General features: G+C 66.0%; 14 protein-coding genes and 1 pseudogene. 12 read left to right on the top strand and 3 right to left on the bottom strand.

The window, feature by feature from the left end:
• Positions 1-147: 147 nt before the first annotated feature.
• Positions 148-531 carry a preprotein translocase subunit SecG gene (gene secG / locus BRADO_RS19110; RefSeq protein ID WP_011926986.1) on the bottom strand — a complete coding sequence of 128 codons (384 nt, stop codon included), beginning with the start codon at positions 529-531 and terminating at the stop codon, positions 148-150.
• A gap of 208 nt (positions 532-739) precedes the next feature.
• Here secG and BRADO_RS19115 point away from each other — a divergent pair, with 208 nt between their 5' ends.
• Together BRADO_RS19115 and BRADO_RS19120 are read left to right on the top strand one after the other, a co-directional pair.
• Positions 740-1,306 carry an XRE family transcriptional regulator gene (locus BRADO_RS19115; protein ID WP_011926987.1) on the top strand — a complete coding sequence of 189 codons (567 nt, stop codon included), beginning with the start codon at positions 740-742 and terminating at the stop codon, positions 1,304-1,306.
• A gap of 2 nt (positions 1,307-1,308) precedes the next feature.
• On the top strand, positions 1,309-1,836 hold the full coding sequence (locus BRADO_RS19120) for a GNAT family N-acetyltransferase (RefSeq protein ID WP_011926988.1): 528 nt from the start codon (positions 1,309-1,311) through the stop codon (positions 1,834-1,836).
• A gap of 31 nt (positions 1,837-1,867) precedes the next feature.
• On the opposite strand, the gene tpiA is transcribed toward BRADO_RS19120, so the two are convergent.
• Positions 1,868-2,623 (bottom strand): triose-phosphate isomerase, encoded by a 756-nt coding sequence (tpiA, locus tag BRADO_RS19125; protein ID WP_011926989.1) that lies wholly within the window; start codon positions 2,621-2,623, stop codon positions 1,868-1,870.
• Between the two features lie 223 nt (positions 2,624-2,846).
• On the opposite strand from tpiA, the gene BRADO_RS19130 reads away from it, so the two are divergent.
• The 5 genes from BRADO_RS19130 to BRADO_RS19150 all read left to right on the top strand — a co-directional run bounded on the left by BRADO_RS19130 (position 2,847) and on the right by BRADO_RS19150 (position 9,982).
• Positions 2,847-4,757 carry a peptidylprolyl isomerase gene (locus tag BRADO_RS19130; RefSeq protein ID WP_011926990.1) on the top strand — a complete coding sequence of 637 codons (1,911 nt, stop codon included), beginning with the start codon at positions 2,847-2,849 and terminating at the stop codon, positions 4,755-4,757.
• Positions 4,758-4,778: 21 nt separating this feature from the next.
• Positions 4,779-5,792, top strand: coding sequence for an anthranilate phosphoribosyltransferase (gene trpD, locus BRADO_RS19135; RefSeq protein ID WP_041756722.1), 1,014 nt, complete (start codon positions 4,779-4,781; stop codon positions 5,790-5,792).
• Positions 5,793-5,807: 15 nt separating this feature from the next.
• Positions 5,808-6,626 (top strand): indole-3-glycerol phosphate synthase TrpC, encoded by an 819-nt coding sequence (trpC, locus tag BRADO_RS19140; RefSeq protein ID WP_011926992.1) that lies wholly within the window; start codon positions 5,808-5,810, stop codon positions 6,624-6,626.
• Between the two features lie 2 nt (positions 6,627-6,628).
• Complete coding sequence (moaC, locus tag BRADO_RS19145) at positions 6,629-7,120, top strand: cyclic pyranopterin monophosphate synthase MoaC (RefSeq protein ID WP_041756724.1); 492 nt, start codon at positions 6,629-6,631, stop codon at positions 7,118-7,120.
• 150 nt (positions 7,121-7,270) lie between these two features.
• The gene (locus BRADO_RS19150; RefSeq protein WP_011926994.1) at positions 7,271-9,982 is read left to right on the top strand and encodes an EAL domain-containing protein; all 2,712 of its coding nucleotides are present in this window, start codon (positions 7,271-7,273) and stop codon (positions 9,980-9,982) included.
• Positions 9,983-10,217: 235 nt separating this feature from the next.
• On the opposite strand, the gene BRADO_RS19155 is transcribed toward BRADO_RS19150, so the two are convergent.
• Positions 10,218-11,552, bottom strand: coding sequence for a S41 family peptidase (locus BRADO_RS19155; protein WP_011926995.1), 1,335 nt, complete (start codon positions 11,550-11,552; stop codon positions 10,218-10,220).
• Positions 11,553-11,953: 401 nt separating this feature from the next.
• On the opposite strand from BRADO_RS19155, the gene BRADO_RS19160 reads away from it, so the two are divergent.
• The 5 genes and pseudogenes from BRADO_RS19160 to BRADO_RS19185 all read left to right on the top strand — a co-directional run bounded on the left by BRADO_RS19160 (position 11,954) and on the right by BRADO_RS19185 (position 16,687).
• Positions 11,954-13,090, top strand: a complete 1,137-nt coding sequence (locus tag BRADO_RS19160) for an alpha-hydroxy acid oxidase (RefSeq protein ID WP_011926996.1) — start codon at positions 11,954-11,956, stop codon at positions 13,088-13,090.
• Between the two features lie 45 nt (positions 13,091-13,135).
• Positions 13,136-13,765 carry an HAD family phosphatase gene (locus BRADO_RS19165; RefSeq protein WP_011926997.1) on the top strand — a complete coding sequence of 210 codons (630 nt, stop codon included), beginning with the start codon at positions 13,136-13,138 and terminating at the stop codon, positions 13,763-13,765.
• Positions 13,766-14,742: 977 nt separating this feature from the next.
• On the top strand, positions 14,743-15,411 hold the full coding sequence (locus BRADO_RS19175; RefSeq protein WP_011926998.1) for a hypothetical protein: 669 nt from the start codon (positions 14,743-14,745) through the stop codon (positions 15,409-15,411).
• A 163-nt stretch (positions 15,412-15,574) separates the two neighbouring features.
• A pseudogene (locus BRADO_RS19180) lies at positions 15,575-15,882 on the top strand (TfoX/Sxy family protein).
• Positions 15,875-16,687 (top strand): alpha/beta fold hydrolase, encoded by an 813-nt coding sequence (locus tag BRADO_RS19185; protein WP_011927000.1) that lies wholly within the window; start codon positions 15,875-15,877, stop codon positions 16,685-16,687. Before BRADO_RS19180 ends, BRADO_RS19185 begins: the two are co-directional and overlap by 8 nt.
• Positions 16,688-16,754 lie beyond the last annotated feature (67 nt).

Consider the following 16,754-nt stretch of genomic DNA (forward strand, 5'->3'; position numbering starts at 1 on the left):
GCGCGCTCGATTCGCCAAAACGAATCGTGACCAGCCCGCAACGATGTCGGGGGCCTGTGGGTTACGTCAAAACATGAATGGCCTCAGAGAGTTGAGACCGCATCCTGATGCAGGACGCCAACTGCGTTCCTGCATGGCTTCCCCGCGTTATTGCGACTGCGGGGCGGACGGCGCGCTCGGCGCCGCAGGCGCCTGCTGCTCGTCGGCCTTCTTCAGCTGGTCGAGCACGCCGCCGGAGCCCGGCGCCACCGGCGTCGCACCGCCGGACTGCGTCTGGCCGGGCATGTTGCCGAGGATCGAGCTCGGCTTGCGATCGTATCCCGCCAACCAGGTCAGCAGCAGGCTGGTGACGAAGAAGCCGACCGCCAGCACCGCCGTGGTCCGGGTCAGCAGGTTCGCGGTGCCGCGGCTCGACATGAAGCCGGCGCCACCGCCCATGCCGAGGCCGCCGCCTTCGGACTTCTGCAGGAGCACCGCGCCGATCAGGACGGCGACGATCATGAGGTGGATGACGATCAAGACAGTCTGCATGGTGACCTTCCGTCACAAGCCCTCGCAGGCCCCGACCGGAGGCCGGGATCGCGAGAGCTTCGCGGGCTATTCGGAAATTTGCGCGGTGTTACACGATCATGTCGGGCAACGCCACCCCGCAGATAATCGCACGCGCGCTTCGCACAAGCGCTGTGGCAGAGCCCCGAGGCGCCTTGCTGGCGCGTCCAATTTCTATTATTAGAGACGTATGGATCAAACAATAGAAGATTTCAGCCAACGTCTTGCCCGGCGGCTGCAGCTCGAGCGTGACAGCCGCGGCTGGTCGCTGGCCGACCTTGCCGAGCGCTCCGGCGTCTCCAAAGCCACCATCAGCAAGATCGAGCGCGCCGAGGTCAGCCCCACGGCGGTGGTGCTGGTTAAGCTCGCCAGCGCCTTCGATCTCACCCTCGCCGGCCTGATGCTGCGCGCCGAAGCCCAATCGGAGCGGCTGTCGAAGGCCGAGGAGCAGCCGGTCTGGCGCGATCCCGACACCGACTACCTCAGGCGCCAAGTCTACCTCCGGCCGGACCATCCGATCGAGCTGGTGACGGTCGAGATGCCGGCCCGCCGCAGCGTGACGCTGCCGGCCTCCTCCTACATCCACATCCGCCAGCTCGTCTGGGTGCAGAGCGGCCGCCTGACGATCACCGAGGGCGCGGAGCGCCACGAGCTCGGCCCCGGCGACTGCCTCGGCTTCGGCCCGCCGATCGACACCACCTTCGCCAACGAGACGGACGCGGCTTGCGTCTACGTCGTCGCCCTTGCCCGGAGTTGAGAATGAGCCCGATCCGAATCGAACCCCTGACCGACACGCCGGAGAGTCGCGGCGCGCTGAGTGCGATGCTGATCGAAACGGTCGCGCATGGCGGCTCGGTCAGCTTCATGCATCCGCTCAGCGAGACCGATGCAGACGCATTCTGGAAGGATTCGCTCGCGTCTGCTGATCGCGGCGAGCGAATCGTGCTCGGCGCCTTTGATGAGCATGACCTCATCGGGACGGTGACGCTTCAGCTCAAGCTGCCGCCGAACCAGCCGCATCGCGCCGAGATCGCCAAGATGATGACCCGCGTCAGCCACCGCAAGCGCGGCGTCGCGCGCGCCCTGCTGGATGCGGCCGAAGCCCTTGCGCGAGCGCATCACCGCACCATCCTCGTGCTCGACACCGCCGAAGATGGCGGCGCCTCATCTCTCTATGAAGGCGTCGGCTTCAAGCTGAGCGGCATCATCCCGGACTATGCCTTCAAGCCGCATGGCGGCCTCACCGGCACGAAGATTTATTGGAAGCGGATTGGAGCAGCCGCGTGAGGTGCACCGTCTGCTCCACTCACATTGGCTCTCAACAGCCTTTCGCAATTGCGAGAAAGTCTGCTGCTTTCAGGCTCGCGCCGCCGACCAGCGCACCATTGACGTTGGCCACCGCCATCAGCTCGGCCGCATTGGACGGCTTGACCGAGCCACCATAGAGGATCCGCATCCGCGCCCCCTGCTCCTTGAACCGAACGATCAGCAATTGCCGGATAAAGGAATGAATCTGCTCGACATCCCCGGCGGTCGGCGTCAGCCCGGTGCCGATCGCCCAGACCGGCTCATAGGCCACGATCAGATTGTCGGCCCGCGAACCCTCCGGCAGGCTGAGGGTGAGCTGCCCGCGCAAGATCTCCAGGGTCAGCCCGGCGTCGCGCTGCTGCTGGGTCTCGCCGACGCAGACGATCGCGACCAGCCCGGCGCGCCACGCCGCCTCGGCCTTCTGGTGCACGACGACATCGCTCTCGCCATGGTCGGCCCGCCGCTCCGAATGGCCCACGATGACGGCGCTGGCCCCGGCATCCGCCAGCATCTCGGCCGAGATGTCGCCCGTATGGGCGCCCGACGCCTTGGCGTGGCAATCCTGCGCCCCGACCGCGACCGCCTTGCCGCCGCGCGTCTTCTCGGCAAACGCCGCCAGCAGCGTGGCCGGGGGGCATACCAAGAGGTCGGCCTTGCCGGTGACCTCGGCCGCCCCCGCGAGCATGGCCTCGAACTCCGCGGCCGACGCCTTGAGGCCATTCATTTTCCAATTGCCGGCGATCAGGGGCCGGATGCGGTCGGTCATGGCAGGATTCCAGCAAATGTTACGACAGGAAATCGGCTAGCAGAGCCCCTGCAGGAGTACCAGAGCGCGAGCCGTCTTCCCACCGCTTCAATCCGTCCCAGGCGCGAGGTTGCGACCGGGCGGCTGCCTCTTTATAAGCCGGTTCAACTCGGTGACGCCCTTCCGCGAACTCCGCTCCAAGGCGCGGCCCCTTCATCCCATTTCCTGCAGACAGACTGGACCCATGCTTCGAGGATTACGCAAGGCCTCATCAAACTGGCTCGGCAAGACCATCATGGCGGTGGTCATGGGCGTTTTGATCGTCAGTTTCGGCATCTGGGGCATCGCCGACATCTTCCGTGGCTTCGGGCAGTCGACAGCGGCGACCGTCGGCCGCACCGAGATCTCGATCAACGAGTTCCGTCAGATCTACACCGACCGGCTGCAGCAGATCGGCCGCCAGATCGGCCGTCCGCTGACCACCGACCAGGCCCGCATGTTCGGGCTCGACCGTTCCGTGCTGCAGCAGACGATCGCGGAAGCCGCGCTCGACGAACAGGCCCGCCGCATCGGCCTCGGCCAGTCCGACGCCGAGACCATGCGGGTGATCCTGAGCGATCCCAACTTCAAGGGCCCGAACGGCGCCTTCGATCCGCAGCGCTTCCAGGCCATCATCCGCAATTTCGGCTTCACGGAGCAGCGCTATCTGGCCGACCAGCGCCGCCAGTCGCTGCGGCGGCAGATCACCGGCACGATCGCAGCCGGGCTGGAGCCTTCCAACACCTTGCTCGACGCACTCAGCCGCTTCCAGAACGAGCAGCGCTCGATCGACTACGTCAAGCTCGACGCCGCACAGGCCGGCACGATCGAGACGCCGGCGCCCGAGGTGCTCGCGACCTATTTCGACGAGCACAAGGCGCAGTTCAAGGCGCCGGAATATCGCAAGATCTCGTTCGTCCTGGTGACGCCGGAAGAGATTGGCAAATGGACCACCGTGTCCGACGAGGATGCCAGGAAGGTCTTCGATCAGCGCAAGGCGCTGATGGGCACGCCCGAGAAACGTCAGGTCCAGCAGATGACGTTCCCGACCATGGAGGAGGCGCAGGCGGCACGCGCGCGCATCGCCTCTGGCGAGGTGACGTTCGACGAGCTCGCCAAGGAGCGCAACCTGAACCCGGCCGATCTCGACCTTGGGCTGGTGACGAAGTCCGCCATTCTCGATCCCGCCGTTGCCGATACCGCGTTCTCGCTGCCGACCGGCGAGGTGAGCCAGCCGGTCAAGGGCGCCTTCAACGTGGCGCTGGTGAAGGTGAGCGCGATCCAGCCGGGCCAGGAGCCGGCGTATGAGAGCGTCGCTGCCGACATCAAGAAGGAGATCGCCGCCGAGCGCGCCAAGTCGGAGGTCGCCACCTTGCGCGACAAGATGGAGGACGAGCGCGGCGGCGGTGCGAGCGTCGCCGAAGCCGCCAAAAAGCTCGGCCTCAATGCGGTGACGGTCGAGGCGGTCGACCGCTCCGGCAAGCAGCCCGACGGCCAGCCGGTGCCGAACATTCCGCTCGGCCTCGACGTCGTCGCCCAGGCCTTCGCCAGCGATGTCGGCGTCGACAATGAGCCCATCTCGTTCCGCGGCGGCTACGTCTGGTTCGAAGTGCTCGGCATCACGCCGCCGCGCGAGCGCACCCTCGACGAGGTCAAGGACCAGGTCGCCGCCAAATGGCGCGACGACGAGATCGCAAAGCGGCTGCGCGACAGGGCCACGGAGCTCGTCAAGAAGCTCAACGAGGGCGGCAAGCTTGCCGACGAGGCAGCCGCGCTCGGCGTCAAGGTCGAGACCGCCAGCGCCTTCAAGCGCGATGCAAGCCTCCCCGGCGTGCCCACCGGCGCAATCACCGCGACTTTCCGCACCGCCAAGGACGGCGTCGGCCAGACCGAAGCGGATGGCGGCCGGCAGTGGATCGTGTTCCGCGTGACCGACATCGTCGATCCAAAGGTCGATTTGGCGTCCGAGGACGTCAAGAAGCTCAAGGACCAGCTGCAACGCGCGCTCGCCGACGAGCAGGGCACGTCGTATGTCCTGAAGCTCGAGAAGGACATCGGGACCACGATCAACGAAGCGGCCGTGGCCCAGGTGGTCGGCGGCGGCAGCAATCAGTGACGGCTCGCGAGGGGACGCGTGATGGACGATCTGAAGTCGATCATTGGCAAGGTCGCGACCGGCGCGCCGCTGTCCCGCGAGCAGGCTGCGTCCGCCTTCGACAGCATGATGTCGGGCGAGGCGACGCCGTCGCAGATGGGCGCGTTGCTGATGGCGCTGCGCGTGCGCGGCGAGACCGTGGAGGAGATCACCGGCGCCGTCAGCGTGATGCGCGCCAAGATGCTGCGCGTCGACGCACCGGCGAACGCCGTCGACATCGTCGGCACCGGCGGTGACGGCTCCGGCTCGGTCAACGTCTCGACCTGCGCCTCCTTCATCGTGGCCGGTGCCGGCGTGCCGGTCGCCAAGCACGGCAACCGCGCGCTGTCGTCGCGCTCAGGCGCGGCCGACGTGCTCGCCGCTCTCGGCGTCAAGATCGATCTCAAGCCGGACCAGGTCGGACGCTGCATCCGCGAGGCCGGGATCGGCTTCATGTTCGCGCCCGCCCATCACCCGGCGATGAAGAACGTCGGCCCGACCCGGGTCGAGCTTGCCACCCGCACCATCTTCAACCTGCTCGGACCGTTGTCCAACCCCGCTGGCGTCAAGCGCCAGATGGTCGGCGTTTTCTCCAGGCAGTGGGTCGAGCCGCTGGCGCAGGTGCTGAAAAATCTCGGATCGGGCGCCGCCTGGGTCGTTCACGGCTCCGACGGTCTCGACGAGATCACGCTGACAGGGCCGACCTTCGTAGCGGCGCTCGAGAACGGCCATATCAGAACCTTCGAGATCTCGCCGGAAGAGGCCGGGCTTGGCCTGTGCGACAGCGAAGGGCTTAAGGGCGGTGACGCCGCCGCAAATGCCGTGGCGCTGCAGAGCGTGCTCGACGGCCTGCCAAGCCCCTACCGCGACGTCGCCCTGTTGAACGCGGCTGCGGCCCTTGTCGTCGCCGGCCGCGCCAAGTCGCTGAAGGAAGGCGTCGCAATCGGCAAGGACTCGCTCGACAGCGGTGCCGCTGCCGGGCGTCTGAAGCAGCTGATCGCCGTCTCCAACAGCTGACATCAGGAGCGCGCCATGTCGGACATCCTGGCCAAGATCGAAGCCTATAAGCGCGAGGAGATCGCGGCTGCCAAGCAGGCTTGTCCGCTGTCGGAACTCGAGGCACGCGCACGCGAGGCGTCGGCGCCGCGCGGCTTCGTCAAGGCCCTCCGCAGCAAGCATGCCAGCGGCGACTATGCTTTGATCGCCGAGGTGAAGAAGGCGTCGCCGTCGAAGGGCCTGATCCGCGCCGATTTCGATCCGCCCGTTCTTGCCAGGGCTTATGAGGCCGGCGGCGCCGCCTGTCTGTCGGTGCTGACCGATACGCCCTCGTTCCAGGGCCATCTCGACTTCATGGTCGCCGCGCGCGCCGCGACCGCCCTGCCCGTGCTGCGCAAGGACTTCATGTTCGACACCTACCAGGTCATCGAGGCGCGGGCGCATGGCGCCGATTGCATTCTCATCATCATGGCGGCGCTCGACGACGCGGCTGCTGCTGACATCGAGATGGCGGCGCTCGATAGCGGGATGGACGTGCTGATCGAGATTCACGACCGCGCCGAACTCGACCGCGCGCTGAAGCTGCGCTCGCCGATGATCGGCATCAACAACCGCAACCTGCGCACGTTCGAGACCACCCTCGCCACGTCCGAGTCTTTGGCGCCGTTGGTGCCGAAGGAGCGTCTGCTGGTCGGCGAGAGCGGCATCTTCACCCCGGCGGATCTGTCGCGCCTGGCGCAAGTCGACATCCAGACCTTCCTGGTCGGCGAGAGCCTGATGCGCCAAGCCGACGTCACCGCGGCGACGCGCGCCCTGCTCGCGCGCAACGCCGCCTCGGCAAGCGCGGCTGAGTGACCATGGCCGACACCTCCGACACATCGTCTCTTACTCATATCGACGCGCGCGGCGAGGCGCGCATGGTCGACGTGTCCGACAAGGCCGCCACCGAGCGCACGGCAACTGCCGAGGGCCGTGTCGTGATGAGCCCGGCGACGCTGGACCTGATCGTGTCCGGCAACGCCAAGAAGGGCGACGTGCTCGGCACCGCGCGCATCGCCGGCATCATGGCCGCAAAGCGCACCTCCGAGCTCATTCCGCTGTGCCACCCGTTGGCGCTGTCGAAGGTCACGGTCGACATCACGACTGACGCCGCCCTGCCCGGCTGCATCGTCAGCGCCACGGTCAAGGTCACGGGGCCGACCGGCGTCGAGATGGAGGCGCTCACCGCCGTGTCCGTCGCCTGCCTCACGATCTACGACATGATCAAGGCCGCCGAGCGCGGAGTTCGTATCGAAGGCATTCATCTGACCGAGAAAATCGGCGGCAAATCCGGACACTATCGCGTTTGATGGTATCTTGAGCCCACCACAACCTTGAATTAAGTGTTCGCTAACTGATCTTGCTAACCTCACTTCCATTGCAGGCCTGTAGCTATGGCCCATGGGAGGGACGTTGTAGCGGTCCATCCTCAAACGCCCTCGCACGCGTATTCGGGACCGATGACGACGAACAGCAGTCCAGGAAGTTCTCTCAAAGCTTCGGCCGACAGCAGCGGACCGATCCGCTGGCTGGTCGGGGCAGGCCTCGTGCTGATCGCGGCGATCGCGATCGGCGCGACCATCATGGCCGACAGCTTCCGACAGCGCGCGTTGGACAGCGCGACACGCGAATTGGAAAACACCGTGCTGCTGCTGTCGCGCCATTTCGACCAGCAGATGGAGGATTTGGGCGCGATCCAGCGCGATCTCGCCAGCTATGTTCGCCAGAATCGCATCGATACGAGCGCGCGGTTCCGCGAGGAGATGGGAAGCGCCGCCGTCAATGCCATGCTGAAGGGCAAATTGAGCGCGATGTCCTATGTCGGCGGCCTCAGCATCTTCGACTCTGATGGGAATCTGATCAATTCCGCAGCCTCCTGGCCGCTGCCGACCGTCAACATCGCCGACCGCTCGTTCTTCCAGCGCTTGAAGTTCGATCCCACCGCCCCGCAATTGCTGATCGAGCCCATCATGGGCCGGATCACCGGCAGCTATGTCGCGGTCATCGCGCTGAAACTGACCAGCCCCAAAGGCGAGTTCCTCGGCGTAATCAGCCGCAGCCTCGAACCGGTCAACGTCGAACGGTTCTTCGCCTCCGTCGCCCTCGGCCCCGAGGCGGCGATCTCGATGATGCACTTCAACGGTACCCTTCTCGCCCGCTATCCGCGCCATGACGGGATGGTCGGCCAGAACTACAAGGACGCGCCGATCTTCCGCCAGATCCTCGCTGGCGACGGCAACACGACAGGCATCTTCACCAGCCCGGTCGATGGCGTGCACCGCCTCGGCGCATCGCACCGGCTGACGAGCTATCCCTTGATCGTGACAGCCACCACGACGGTGTCGGCCGCGCTTGCCGATTGGCACGAGCAGATGCGCTTTCTGATCGGCGTCGGGGTGACGTCGGTGCTGCTGATTGCCGGCATGCTGACGGTCGTCGTGCGGCGGCTGCTGAGCGACCATGAGGCGTCGAACCGGCGCCTGACGCTCGAGAAGGAACGTCTCGACAAGGCCGTCAACAACATGACCCAGGGCCTGCTGCTGTTCGACGCATCGGAGCGCCTCGTCATCAGCAACCAGCGCTATATCGACATGTACGGCCTGTCCGCCGAGGTCGTGAAGCCCGGCTGCACCTTCCGCGAGCTGATCGCTCATCGCAAAGCGCGTGGCTCGCTCGCCGGCAACGACAGCGACTACGCGAATGCCGTGTTGCGTGAGGTCAGCCGCAAGACGTCTCAGATCATCGAGACGCCGGACGGCCGCTGGATTCAGATCGTCAACGAGCCCATCGCTGGCGGCGGCTGGCTTGCTACCCATGAGGATATCACCGAGCGCCGGCGCGCGGAGCAACAGATCACCCATCTGGCGCATTATGACGCGCTGACCGAACTGCCGAACCGTACCCTGTTCCACGAGCGCCTGAAGCAGGAGATGCTGGGTGTGGCGCAGGGACGGCAGCTCGCACTGCACTACATCGACATCGACGAGTTCAAGGGCGTGAACGACACGCTCGGTCATCTGATCGGCGACGAGTTGCTCAAATCCGTCGGGCGCAGCCTGCAAGCCTGTGTCGGCACCGCCGGCTTCGTCGCCCGGCTCGGCGGTGACGAGTTCGCGGTGGTGCAGACCACGATCAAGAGCCGCGAGGACGTCAGCTGCCTGATCGACGACATGCTCGCCGCCATTCGCGCCCCGCGCGACTGCCTCGGCCATCAATTGACGGCGGACGCCTCGATCGGCGTGGCGCTGATTCCGCAGCACGGCACCGATCTCGACCAGATCATGAAGAATGCCGATCTGGCGATGTACGCCGCCAAGGCGGCGGGACGACGGACCTGGCGCTTCTTCGAGCCGGAGATGGACGCCCAGGTCAAGGCCCGTCATCAGCTCGAGGTCGATCTGCGTCAGGCCATGGTCGACGACCAGCTCGAGGTCTATTACCAGCCTTGCGTCAGCCTGCAGGACGACCGCATCGTCGGCTGCGAGGCGCTCGTACGCTGGCGGCATCCGACCCGCGGCAACGTTTCCCCGGCCGAGTTCATTCCGATCGCCGAGGACACCGGCCTCATCAACCAGCTCGGTGAGCGTGTCCTCAACGTCGCCTGCGCCGAGGCTGCGACCTGGCCGGAGGACATCCGCTTGGCGGTGAACGTCTCGCCGGTGCAGTTCAAGAGCGGCACACTCGCGCTCAAGGTGGCCAAAGCGCTCGCGGCCTCCGGCCTGTCGCCGCGCCGGCTCGAGCTCGAGATCACCGAAGCGGTGCTGATCCGCGACGACGACGCGCTCGACACGCTGTACGAGTTGCGCGCGCTCGGCGTGCGCATCGCGCTCGACGATTTCGGCACCGGCTATTCCAGCCTCAGTTACTTGCAGCGGATTCCCTTCGACAAGATCAAGATCGACCGCTGCTTCGTCAAGGACATCACCGAGAGCGAAGGCTCGGCCGCGATCGTCCAGGCCGTCGTCAACATCGCCGAGATCCGCAAGATGTCGACGACAGCGGAAGGAGTCGAGACCGAGGCGCAACGCCAGGTGCTGCAGCGGCTCGGCTGCTCGGAGATGCAGGGCTATCTGTTCAGCCCTCCGAAACCTGCCGCCGAGGTACGCAGCCTGTTTGCCGCGCACAGCGCCAATGGGTCGTCCAAACCCCGTTCGCGCTCGGATGCCGCCTGACGTCGCGCATCATCGAACGGGTCGGACGGCAGCAATTTGACCAATCTCGGTCACGCGGCCCAAACCTTGTCCTCCAAACGCTGTCGACGCCGCTCGAACGTCGCCAGCATCCGAGCTATCAGACACGGACGGGCACGCTCCATGTCCGCCCGCACACGCTGGTCGAAAACCACGGCGTGACGACCGCAAGGTCGCCCCGCCGGGTGTGATCACCACGGGTGCTGCGCCCCGGCGTTCAGTTCGGAACCGCCGCCTTGGCCCGAACGTCCGCGTTCACGGTGACGCCACGCAGCACGTTGAACGCCGCGTGGAGCGCCTTGTCGTCCTTCTCGTCCGGCGGAACATAGGACTGCGAGCCGGTCTGCTCGGTCCCGTCGGCCGCCGACAGATGGCCGCGCATCCCCGCCTCGCCCTTCAGCTCAGTACGATCCTTCAGATCGTCCGGCACGTCCTGCTTGACCTCGATATCCGGCGCGATGCCCTGGGCCTGGATTGAACGGCCAGACGGCGTGTAGTAGCGCGCCGTGGTCAGCGCCAGCGCGCCGTTGCCGGCGCCGAGCGGGATGATGGTCTGCACCGAGCCCTTGCCGAACGAGCGCGTGCCGACCAGCGTCGCCCGCTTGTGATCATGCAGCGCGCCCGCCACGATCTCCGACGCCGAGGCCGAGCCGCCATTGATCAGCACGACGATCGGCTTGCCCTTGGTGAGGTCGCCGCCGCGCGCGGTGAAGCGCTGCGTCTCCTCGGGATTGCGGCCGCGGGTCGAGACCACCTCGCCACGTGGCAGGAACGTGCTGGACACCGAGACCGCCTGGTCGAGCAGTCCGCCCGGATTGTTGCGCAGGTCGATGACATATCCCGCGAGCTTCTCCTGCGGGATGTCCCGGGAGATGCTGGAAATCGCCTTGCGCAGCGTCTCGGTGGTCTGCTCGTTGAACGAGGTGATGCGGATATAGCCGATATCGCCGCCTTCGGTGTGATAGCGCACCGGACGCACCCGGATGATCTCGCGCGTCAGCGTGATATCCATCGGGGCATCCTTACCCTTGCGCATGATCGTCAGCTTGGTCTTGGTGTTGACCCCGCCCTTCATCTTGGCGACCGCCTGCTCGAGCGTCAGCCCTTGCACGCTGTCGCCGTCAATCTTGGCGATGAAGTCGCCCGAGAGGATACCGGCCTTCGACGCCGGCGTATCGTCGATCGGCGCGACAACCTTGACGAGCCCATCCTCCATCGTGACTTCGATGCCGAGACCGCCAAACTCGCCCGACGTCGTCTCCTGCATGTCACGCCAGGACTTGTCGTTCATGTAGCGCGAATGCGGATCGAGCGACGACACCATGCCGTTGATGGCGCCTTCGATCAGCGCGGGATCGCTGGGCTTCTCGACATAGTCGGCGCGCACACGCTCGAATACCGCGCCGAACAAATTGAGTTGCGAATAGGTATCGCCCATTCCGGCTGCGGCCTTGGCCCGGGCGATCAGGTGCGCCCCCTCGGGTCCCGACACCATCAGGGTCAGACAGACGCCGGTCATCGTGCCCGCCAAGAACAGCCAGTTTTTCCGCATTGCTTTGCTTCCCGAGCGTTTGTTGGGTGGCCGGCTGTTCGCAAGATCCGAATGCGATGCCGACGGATTATTCTGCGAACTCACACCACATTTCCGGTTTCTTCAAGGCCGATATGCCGTCCGGCCTGCCGGAGCAGCGGACCGGCCATCCCTTCCGGCGGACTCGACCGAAATGGACGTTCGCCGACCGAAAACAAGGTCAGAGCCGCGCCAGGGGCGAACCGGAGTGCCCGCATCCGGTGTTTCACGGTCGCCGGACGATCACAACTCAAAGAGCCGTGTGCGACACGGCGAATCGGCGGGCACCACGTCGACAGATACGCAGGTCGGAATGGCTTGCACATCGCCGGTGGGATGAGCGATGCTGGATAACAAATGATAATATGCGCTGGGAGGCAGGAATGAATCAACAGACCCCGATCGAGGCCGGGTGGCGCAACGTCGAGCTCGGCGCAAGTGACGAAAAGTTCCAGAACCTGCACGAGTTCATCCGCAAGGCGAGAGCGCAGCTCAACCAGAACGCCTGGGACTACATCATCGGCGGGACTGAAACCGAGACCACGTTGCGCCGGAACCGGATGGCGCTCGACGAAATCGCGTTCCGGCCGCGGGTGCTGCGCGACGTCTCCCGCGTCGATGCCTCGGTCGAGCTGTTCGGGCGCAGGCTGCGCCTCCCGGTCGTGATGGCGCCAGTCGGCGCGCTCGAGATCTTCGACCCCGCGGGCGCGGCCAGCGTCGCGCGCGGCGCCGGCCGCTTCGGGGCGGCGCACATGCTGAGCTCGGTCTCCGAGCCCGGCTTGGAGAAAACCGCCGAGGCCGCTCCCGACGCGCTGCGCATCTTTCAGCTCTATGTACGCGGCGACGATGCCTTCGTGGAGGACTATGTCGGCCGTGCCGTCGCCAACAACTACACCGCATTCTGCCTGACGGTCGACACCGCCCATTACAGCCGCCGCGAGCGCGACATCGCCAAGCGCTATGTGCGCGAGAGCCGGCTGCGCGCCACCGGTGGCGACCACCAGAAGGCGCTGAGCTGGCACACGGTGAAACTGATCAAGGACAAGTTCAGGCTGCCGCTGATCATCAAGGGCATCGCCACCGCCGAGGATGCGGCGATCGCTCTCGATCACGGCGTCGACTGGATCTATGTCTCCAACCATGGCGGCCGCCAGCTCGACCATGGCCGCGGCGCGATGCACGTGCTGCCGGAGATCGTCGCGGCGGTGAAGGGCCGGGCAAAAATTCTCGTCGATGGCGGCTTCTGCCGCGGCACCGACATCGTCAAGGCGATCGCCTCCGGCGCCGACATGGTCGGCATCGGCCGGCTGCAATGCTGGGCGCTCGCGGCCGCCGGCGAGAACGGCATCCTGCGCATGCTGGAGCTGCTCGAGGACGAGGTGATCCGCGCCCTAGGCCTGCTCGGCGTCACCTCCTTCGCCGAGCTGAACGCGTCCTACCTGCACGCCGCAACCACCACCAACATGCCCAGTGTGTTCAGCGCGTTTCCGCTGGCCGACATCGAGCCGTACCGCTATTGAGGGAGCGCTCCACCGGCTCCTCATCTGGCAAAGACCCGCGTCGCGATGCTCCTTTCCGATCTCCGTCCCGGCGTGGCCGACGCGCTGCTGTTCGATCTCGGCCGCGTCGTGATCGACATCGATTTCGGTCAGGTCATGGCGTGCTGGGCGGCTCACGCCGGCTGCTCGCCGGACGACATCGCGCCGCGCTTCGTGCGCGACGAGATCTATCACCGGCATGAGCGCGGCACCGTCTCCGACGCCGCCTTCTTCGCCAATCTGCGCCGACAGCTCGGCATCGACATCAGCGACGCGCAGTTCCTGGAGGGCTGGAACGCGATCTTCGTGGGTCCGATGCCCGGCATCGCTCCCCTGCTCGCGCGTGCGGCACAAATGCTGCCGCTGTACGCCTTCTCCAACACCAATCAGCCGCACATTGATCACTTCTCGCCACTCTACGCCGATCTGCTCGGTCACTTCAGCAAGATCTTCCTGTCGTCGTCGATCGGCCTGCGCAAGCCTGACGCCGAGGCCTACGATCACGTCGTGAAGGCGATCGGCGTGCCAGCCGAGCGGATCGTGTTCTTCGATGATCTCGCGGAAAACATCGAGGGCGCGCGTGCCAGCGGGCTCAAGGCGGTGCTGGTGCGCTCGACCGACGATATCGCGGAGGCGATGGCTGCGCTGGGGATCTGAACGCGTCTGGCCTGGACGGATCATCGCTGACAGGCGAAATCGCCGAGCAGCCCCCGGCGGAGCCGAAAGCTCCGCCGTCGTCCCGGCGAACGCCGGGGCCCATAACCACCGGCGTCCGTTGCACGAAGGACGATAATCCAGAGCAATTTTCGCCAACTCACATCTCGCGGTATGGGTCCCGGCGTTCGCCGGGACGACACCGCGGAGGTGGCAAAGTGTGGGGTCTTGCATCGCGTAGTCCCACGCGCCGGCTTGGATAACCCGGATATCGCTGCGCTCATCCGGGCTACGAAAGCTCCGACGGCATGCGCTCTGGTTCTCGCGGCCTGTCGCGCCCGAGGCTTGCATCTCGTTGTCACCCTCCTCCGAACGGAGGGCGCAGGGAATGCCGGGCTGCTGGCCGCATCCCATGGCCCGCCTGCAACAAAAAAGCAGGCGGCAGTCACCACAGGTCCAGCCGACATCCGGCATTCCCTGCGCGATGGTCTTCACGCTTACTTCGCGCTCTCCCCGGTGCCCGGCTTGTTGGCCACCGTCGCCCTCGGGATCATCATGCCCCGCCGGCTTGGCATCGGCTTCGGGATGCCAGGACCACGCGACTTCGCGTCCGCAAGCTGCCGTTCGTCCGCGCGCCAAAAGACACGCTGCGACACGCAAGCGGCCACCGCATCCCGCGCTCCACGGTCCGTGACGATCGCGAAGCGCCCCTCCTGTCGAGCACGGGACCCCATCAACATAGCAGATTATTCCGAAAAGAAGAACATAAATTTCGGTATCCGAAAATCTCTCCCTGTCTCCGGGGTGCGGTCGCTGCCGGACTGGCAGCACAGGCTCCGAGCGTCTAAGGTTGACCGAACCTGTCCCATCACCGCCGCCCGAAACGTCGCATGGCCCTCGAGATCATCTCTCTCCGCGACCGACCCGATCTCGTCCCACGCGTCTTCTCGCCCGAGCTTGACGATTGCTGGCCGGAATTCATGCGGCAGGATCGCACGGCGATGCTGTACTATGGCGAGGCTGCCTTCGAGCACTATGCCGACTACGCCATTGCCGCGCTCGACGGCGAAGAGGTGGTCGGGCGCGGCTTTGCCGTTCCGTTTGCCTTCGGCATCGATGGCCGCATGGAGCTGCCGGATGGCGGCTGGGACGAGGTGATCCGCTGGGGGCACGAGGACCGTGTGCTGGGGCGGCGGCCGACGACGATGAGCGCGCTGGAGATTGCGCTTCTGCCGACGGCGCGCGTGCCCGGCGCCTCGCGCGCGATGCTCAATGCGCTCACGGGCTGCGCGCGCGCAAAGGGCTTTGCCGAGTTGTTCGCGCCGGTGCGGCCGAACCAGAAGCATCTGGTGCCGCGGATGCCGATGCACGCCTATTTTGAACAGCGGCGCGCCGACGGCCAGATCGCCGATTCCTGGCTGCGCACTCATCTCGGAATCGGCGGGCAGATCGTCAAGATTGCGCCGTGCTCGATGACCATTGTCGGCACGCTCGCGGAGTGGTCGCGATGGACAAGCCTGCCGTTCGATCATCCAGGCGAGGTGGAGATTCCGGGCGCGCTGGTGCCCGTGCTCGTCTCGCGCGACAACGACCATGCGGTGTATGTCGAGCCCAACGTGTGGATTCGCCACCCGGTCGAAGCTCGCTGATAGATCGCGTTGGCGGCGTTGCCGCGATCGGACTAGGCTTGGATCGGCGACCGTGAGGGTGCGCCTCTTCCGCTCTCAGGCGCTCGCCATGGTCGCAACACCGGACTACATCGATTTCCTGCGCGAGCAGTTCGCGCCACTCGGGCCGATCGAGACGCGGCGGATGTTCGGCAAGACCGGGATCTTCATCGACGGCGCAATGCTGGGCATGGTGGCTGACAACACGCTCTATTTCCGCGTCGATGACGACATCGATCGGCGTTCGCCGAAGCGCAGTCCCATCCTCCGCTGAGCTACGTCAAACAGGGCGTCGCGATCGATCTGGCGTTCTGGCGCGCGCCGGATCGCCTGTTCGACGATCCCGAAGACTTCGTCGTCTGGGCTCGGCTGGCGCTGGCCGCAGCGCAGCGCGTGGCAACGAGGAGAAACAAAATCCCCAGAACGGCTCCATCAAGGAAGCAACATGACTGAGGCCACGCATCAGATCATTTCAGGCCGCGCACGCCTCGCGGCCGAGGTAAAGGGCCGGGGCGAGCCCGTGATCTTCCTGCATGCCGCGGTGTTCGACCGCGCGATGTGGCGCGCGCAGGTCGATGGCGTCGCGGCGACGCACATGGCGATCGCCTATGACAGGCGCGGCTTCGGCGAGACCGTGGCCGAGCCGGAGGAGCATTCGCCGGTCGCCGACCTGCTCGCCGTACTCGATGCGCTCGCGCCAAGCCGGCCGGCGACGCTCGTCGCCTGCTCGCAAGGCGGCCGCATCGCGCTGGATTTCGCCCTGTCGCATCCGTTGCGGATCCGGGCGCTGATCTTGATAGCGCCCTCGATCAGCGGTGCGCCGGAGCCGGTCTTCCCGTCGGAGATCGCCCAGCTGGTGCACGAGCTCGCAGCGGCCGAAGCCGCGGCGGACTGGGACCGCGTGAGCGCCATCAAGGCGCGACTGTGGATCGATGGTCCGCTGCAGCAGGAGGGACGCATCTCGGGCGCGCTGCGGAGCATGTTCTTGGAGAAGAACGCAGCTGCGTTGCGCAACGCGCCTCTCGGTGCAAGCCGCGATACGACACCGGCCTTCCCGCGGCTCGCGGAGATATCGGCACCTTCCCTGGTCGTCTGGGGCGATCTCGACTTTCCGCACATCCAGGAGCGGAGCCGGTGGCTGGCGGCGACTCTGCCGAACGGATCGAGCCATGCGATGAGCGGCGTCGCGCATCTGCCGAGCCTTGAGCGGCCTGCGGAGGTCACCGACCGTATAACGGCGTTTCTCGCTGGATTGTGAGCTCGCGGACCACGGGGCACGATCAGCCGCTGCCGAAAAGCGCGCGGCGGCCTGGGCCCTTGGCCAC

It is taken from the genome of Bradyrhizobium sp. ORS 278 (assembly GCF_000026145.1).
Classification (GTDB): domain Bacteria; phylum Pseudomonadota; class Alphaproteobacteria; order Rhizobiales; family Xanthobacteraceae; genus Bradyrhizobium.

Coding starts and splice junctions, on each gene's coding strand:
- secG (WP_011926986.1), bottom strand. CDS start 531: ATGCAGACTGTCTTGATCGTCATCCACCTCATGATCGTCGCCGTCCTG.
- BRADO_RS19115 (WP_011926987.1), top strand. CDS start 740: ATGGATCAAACAATAGAAGATTTCAGCCAACGTCTTGCCCGGCGGCTG.
- BRADO_RS19120 (WP_011926988.1), top strand. CDS start 1,309: ATGAGCCCGATCCGAATCGAACCCCTGACCGACACGCCGGAGAGTCGC.
- tpiA (WP_011926989.1), bottom strand. CDS start 2,623: ATGACCGACCGCATCCGGCCCCTGATCGCCGGCAATTGGAAAATGAAT.
- BRADO_RS19130 (WP_011926990.1), top strand. CDS start 2,847: ATGCTTCGAGGATTACGCAAGGCCTCATCAAACTGGCTCGGCAAGACC.
- trpD (WP_041756722.1), top strand. CDS start 4,779: ATGGACGATCTGAAGTCGATCATTGGCAAGGTCGCGACCGGCGCGCCG.
- trpC (WP_011926992.1), top strand. CDS start 5,808: ATGTCGGACATCCTGGCCAAGATCGAAGCCTATAAGCGCGAGGAGATC.
- moaC (WP_041756724.1), top strand. CDS start 6,629: ATGGCCGACACCTCCGACACATCGTCTCTTACTCATATCGACGCGCGC.
- BRADO_RS19150 (WP_011926994.1), top strand. CDS start 7,271: ATGACGACGAACAGCAGTCCAGGAAGTTCTCTCAAAGCTTCGGCCGAC.
- BRADO_RS19155 (WP_011926995.1), bottom strand. CDS start 11,552: ATGCGGAAAAACTGGCTGTTCTTGGCGGGCACGATGACCGGCGTCTGT.
- BRADO_RS19160 (WP_011926996.1), top strand. CDS start 11,954: ATGAATCAACAGACCCCGATCGAGGCCGGGTGGCGCAACGTCGAGCTC.
- BRADO_RS19165 (WP_011926997.1), top strand. CDS start 13,136: ATGCTCCTTTCCGATCTCCGTCCCGGCGTGGCCGACGCGCTGCTGTTC.
- BRADO_RS19175 (WP_011926998.1), top strand. CDS start 14,743: ATGCGGCAGGATCGCACGGCGATGCTGTACTATGGCGAGGCTGCCTTC.
- BRADO_RS19185 (WP_011927000.1), top strand. CDS start 15,875: ATGACTGAGGCCACGCATCAGATCATTTCAGGCCGCGCACGCCTCGCG.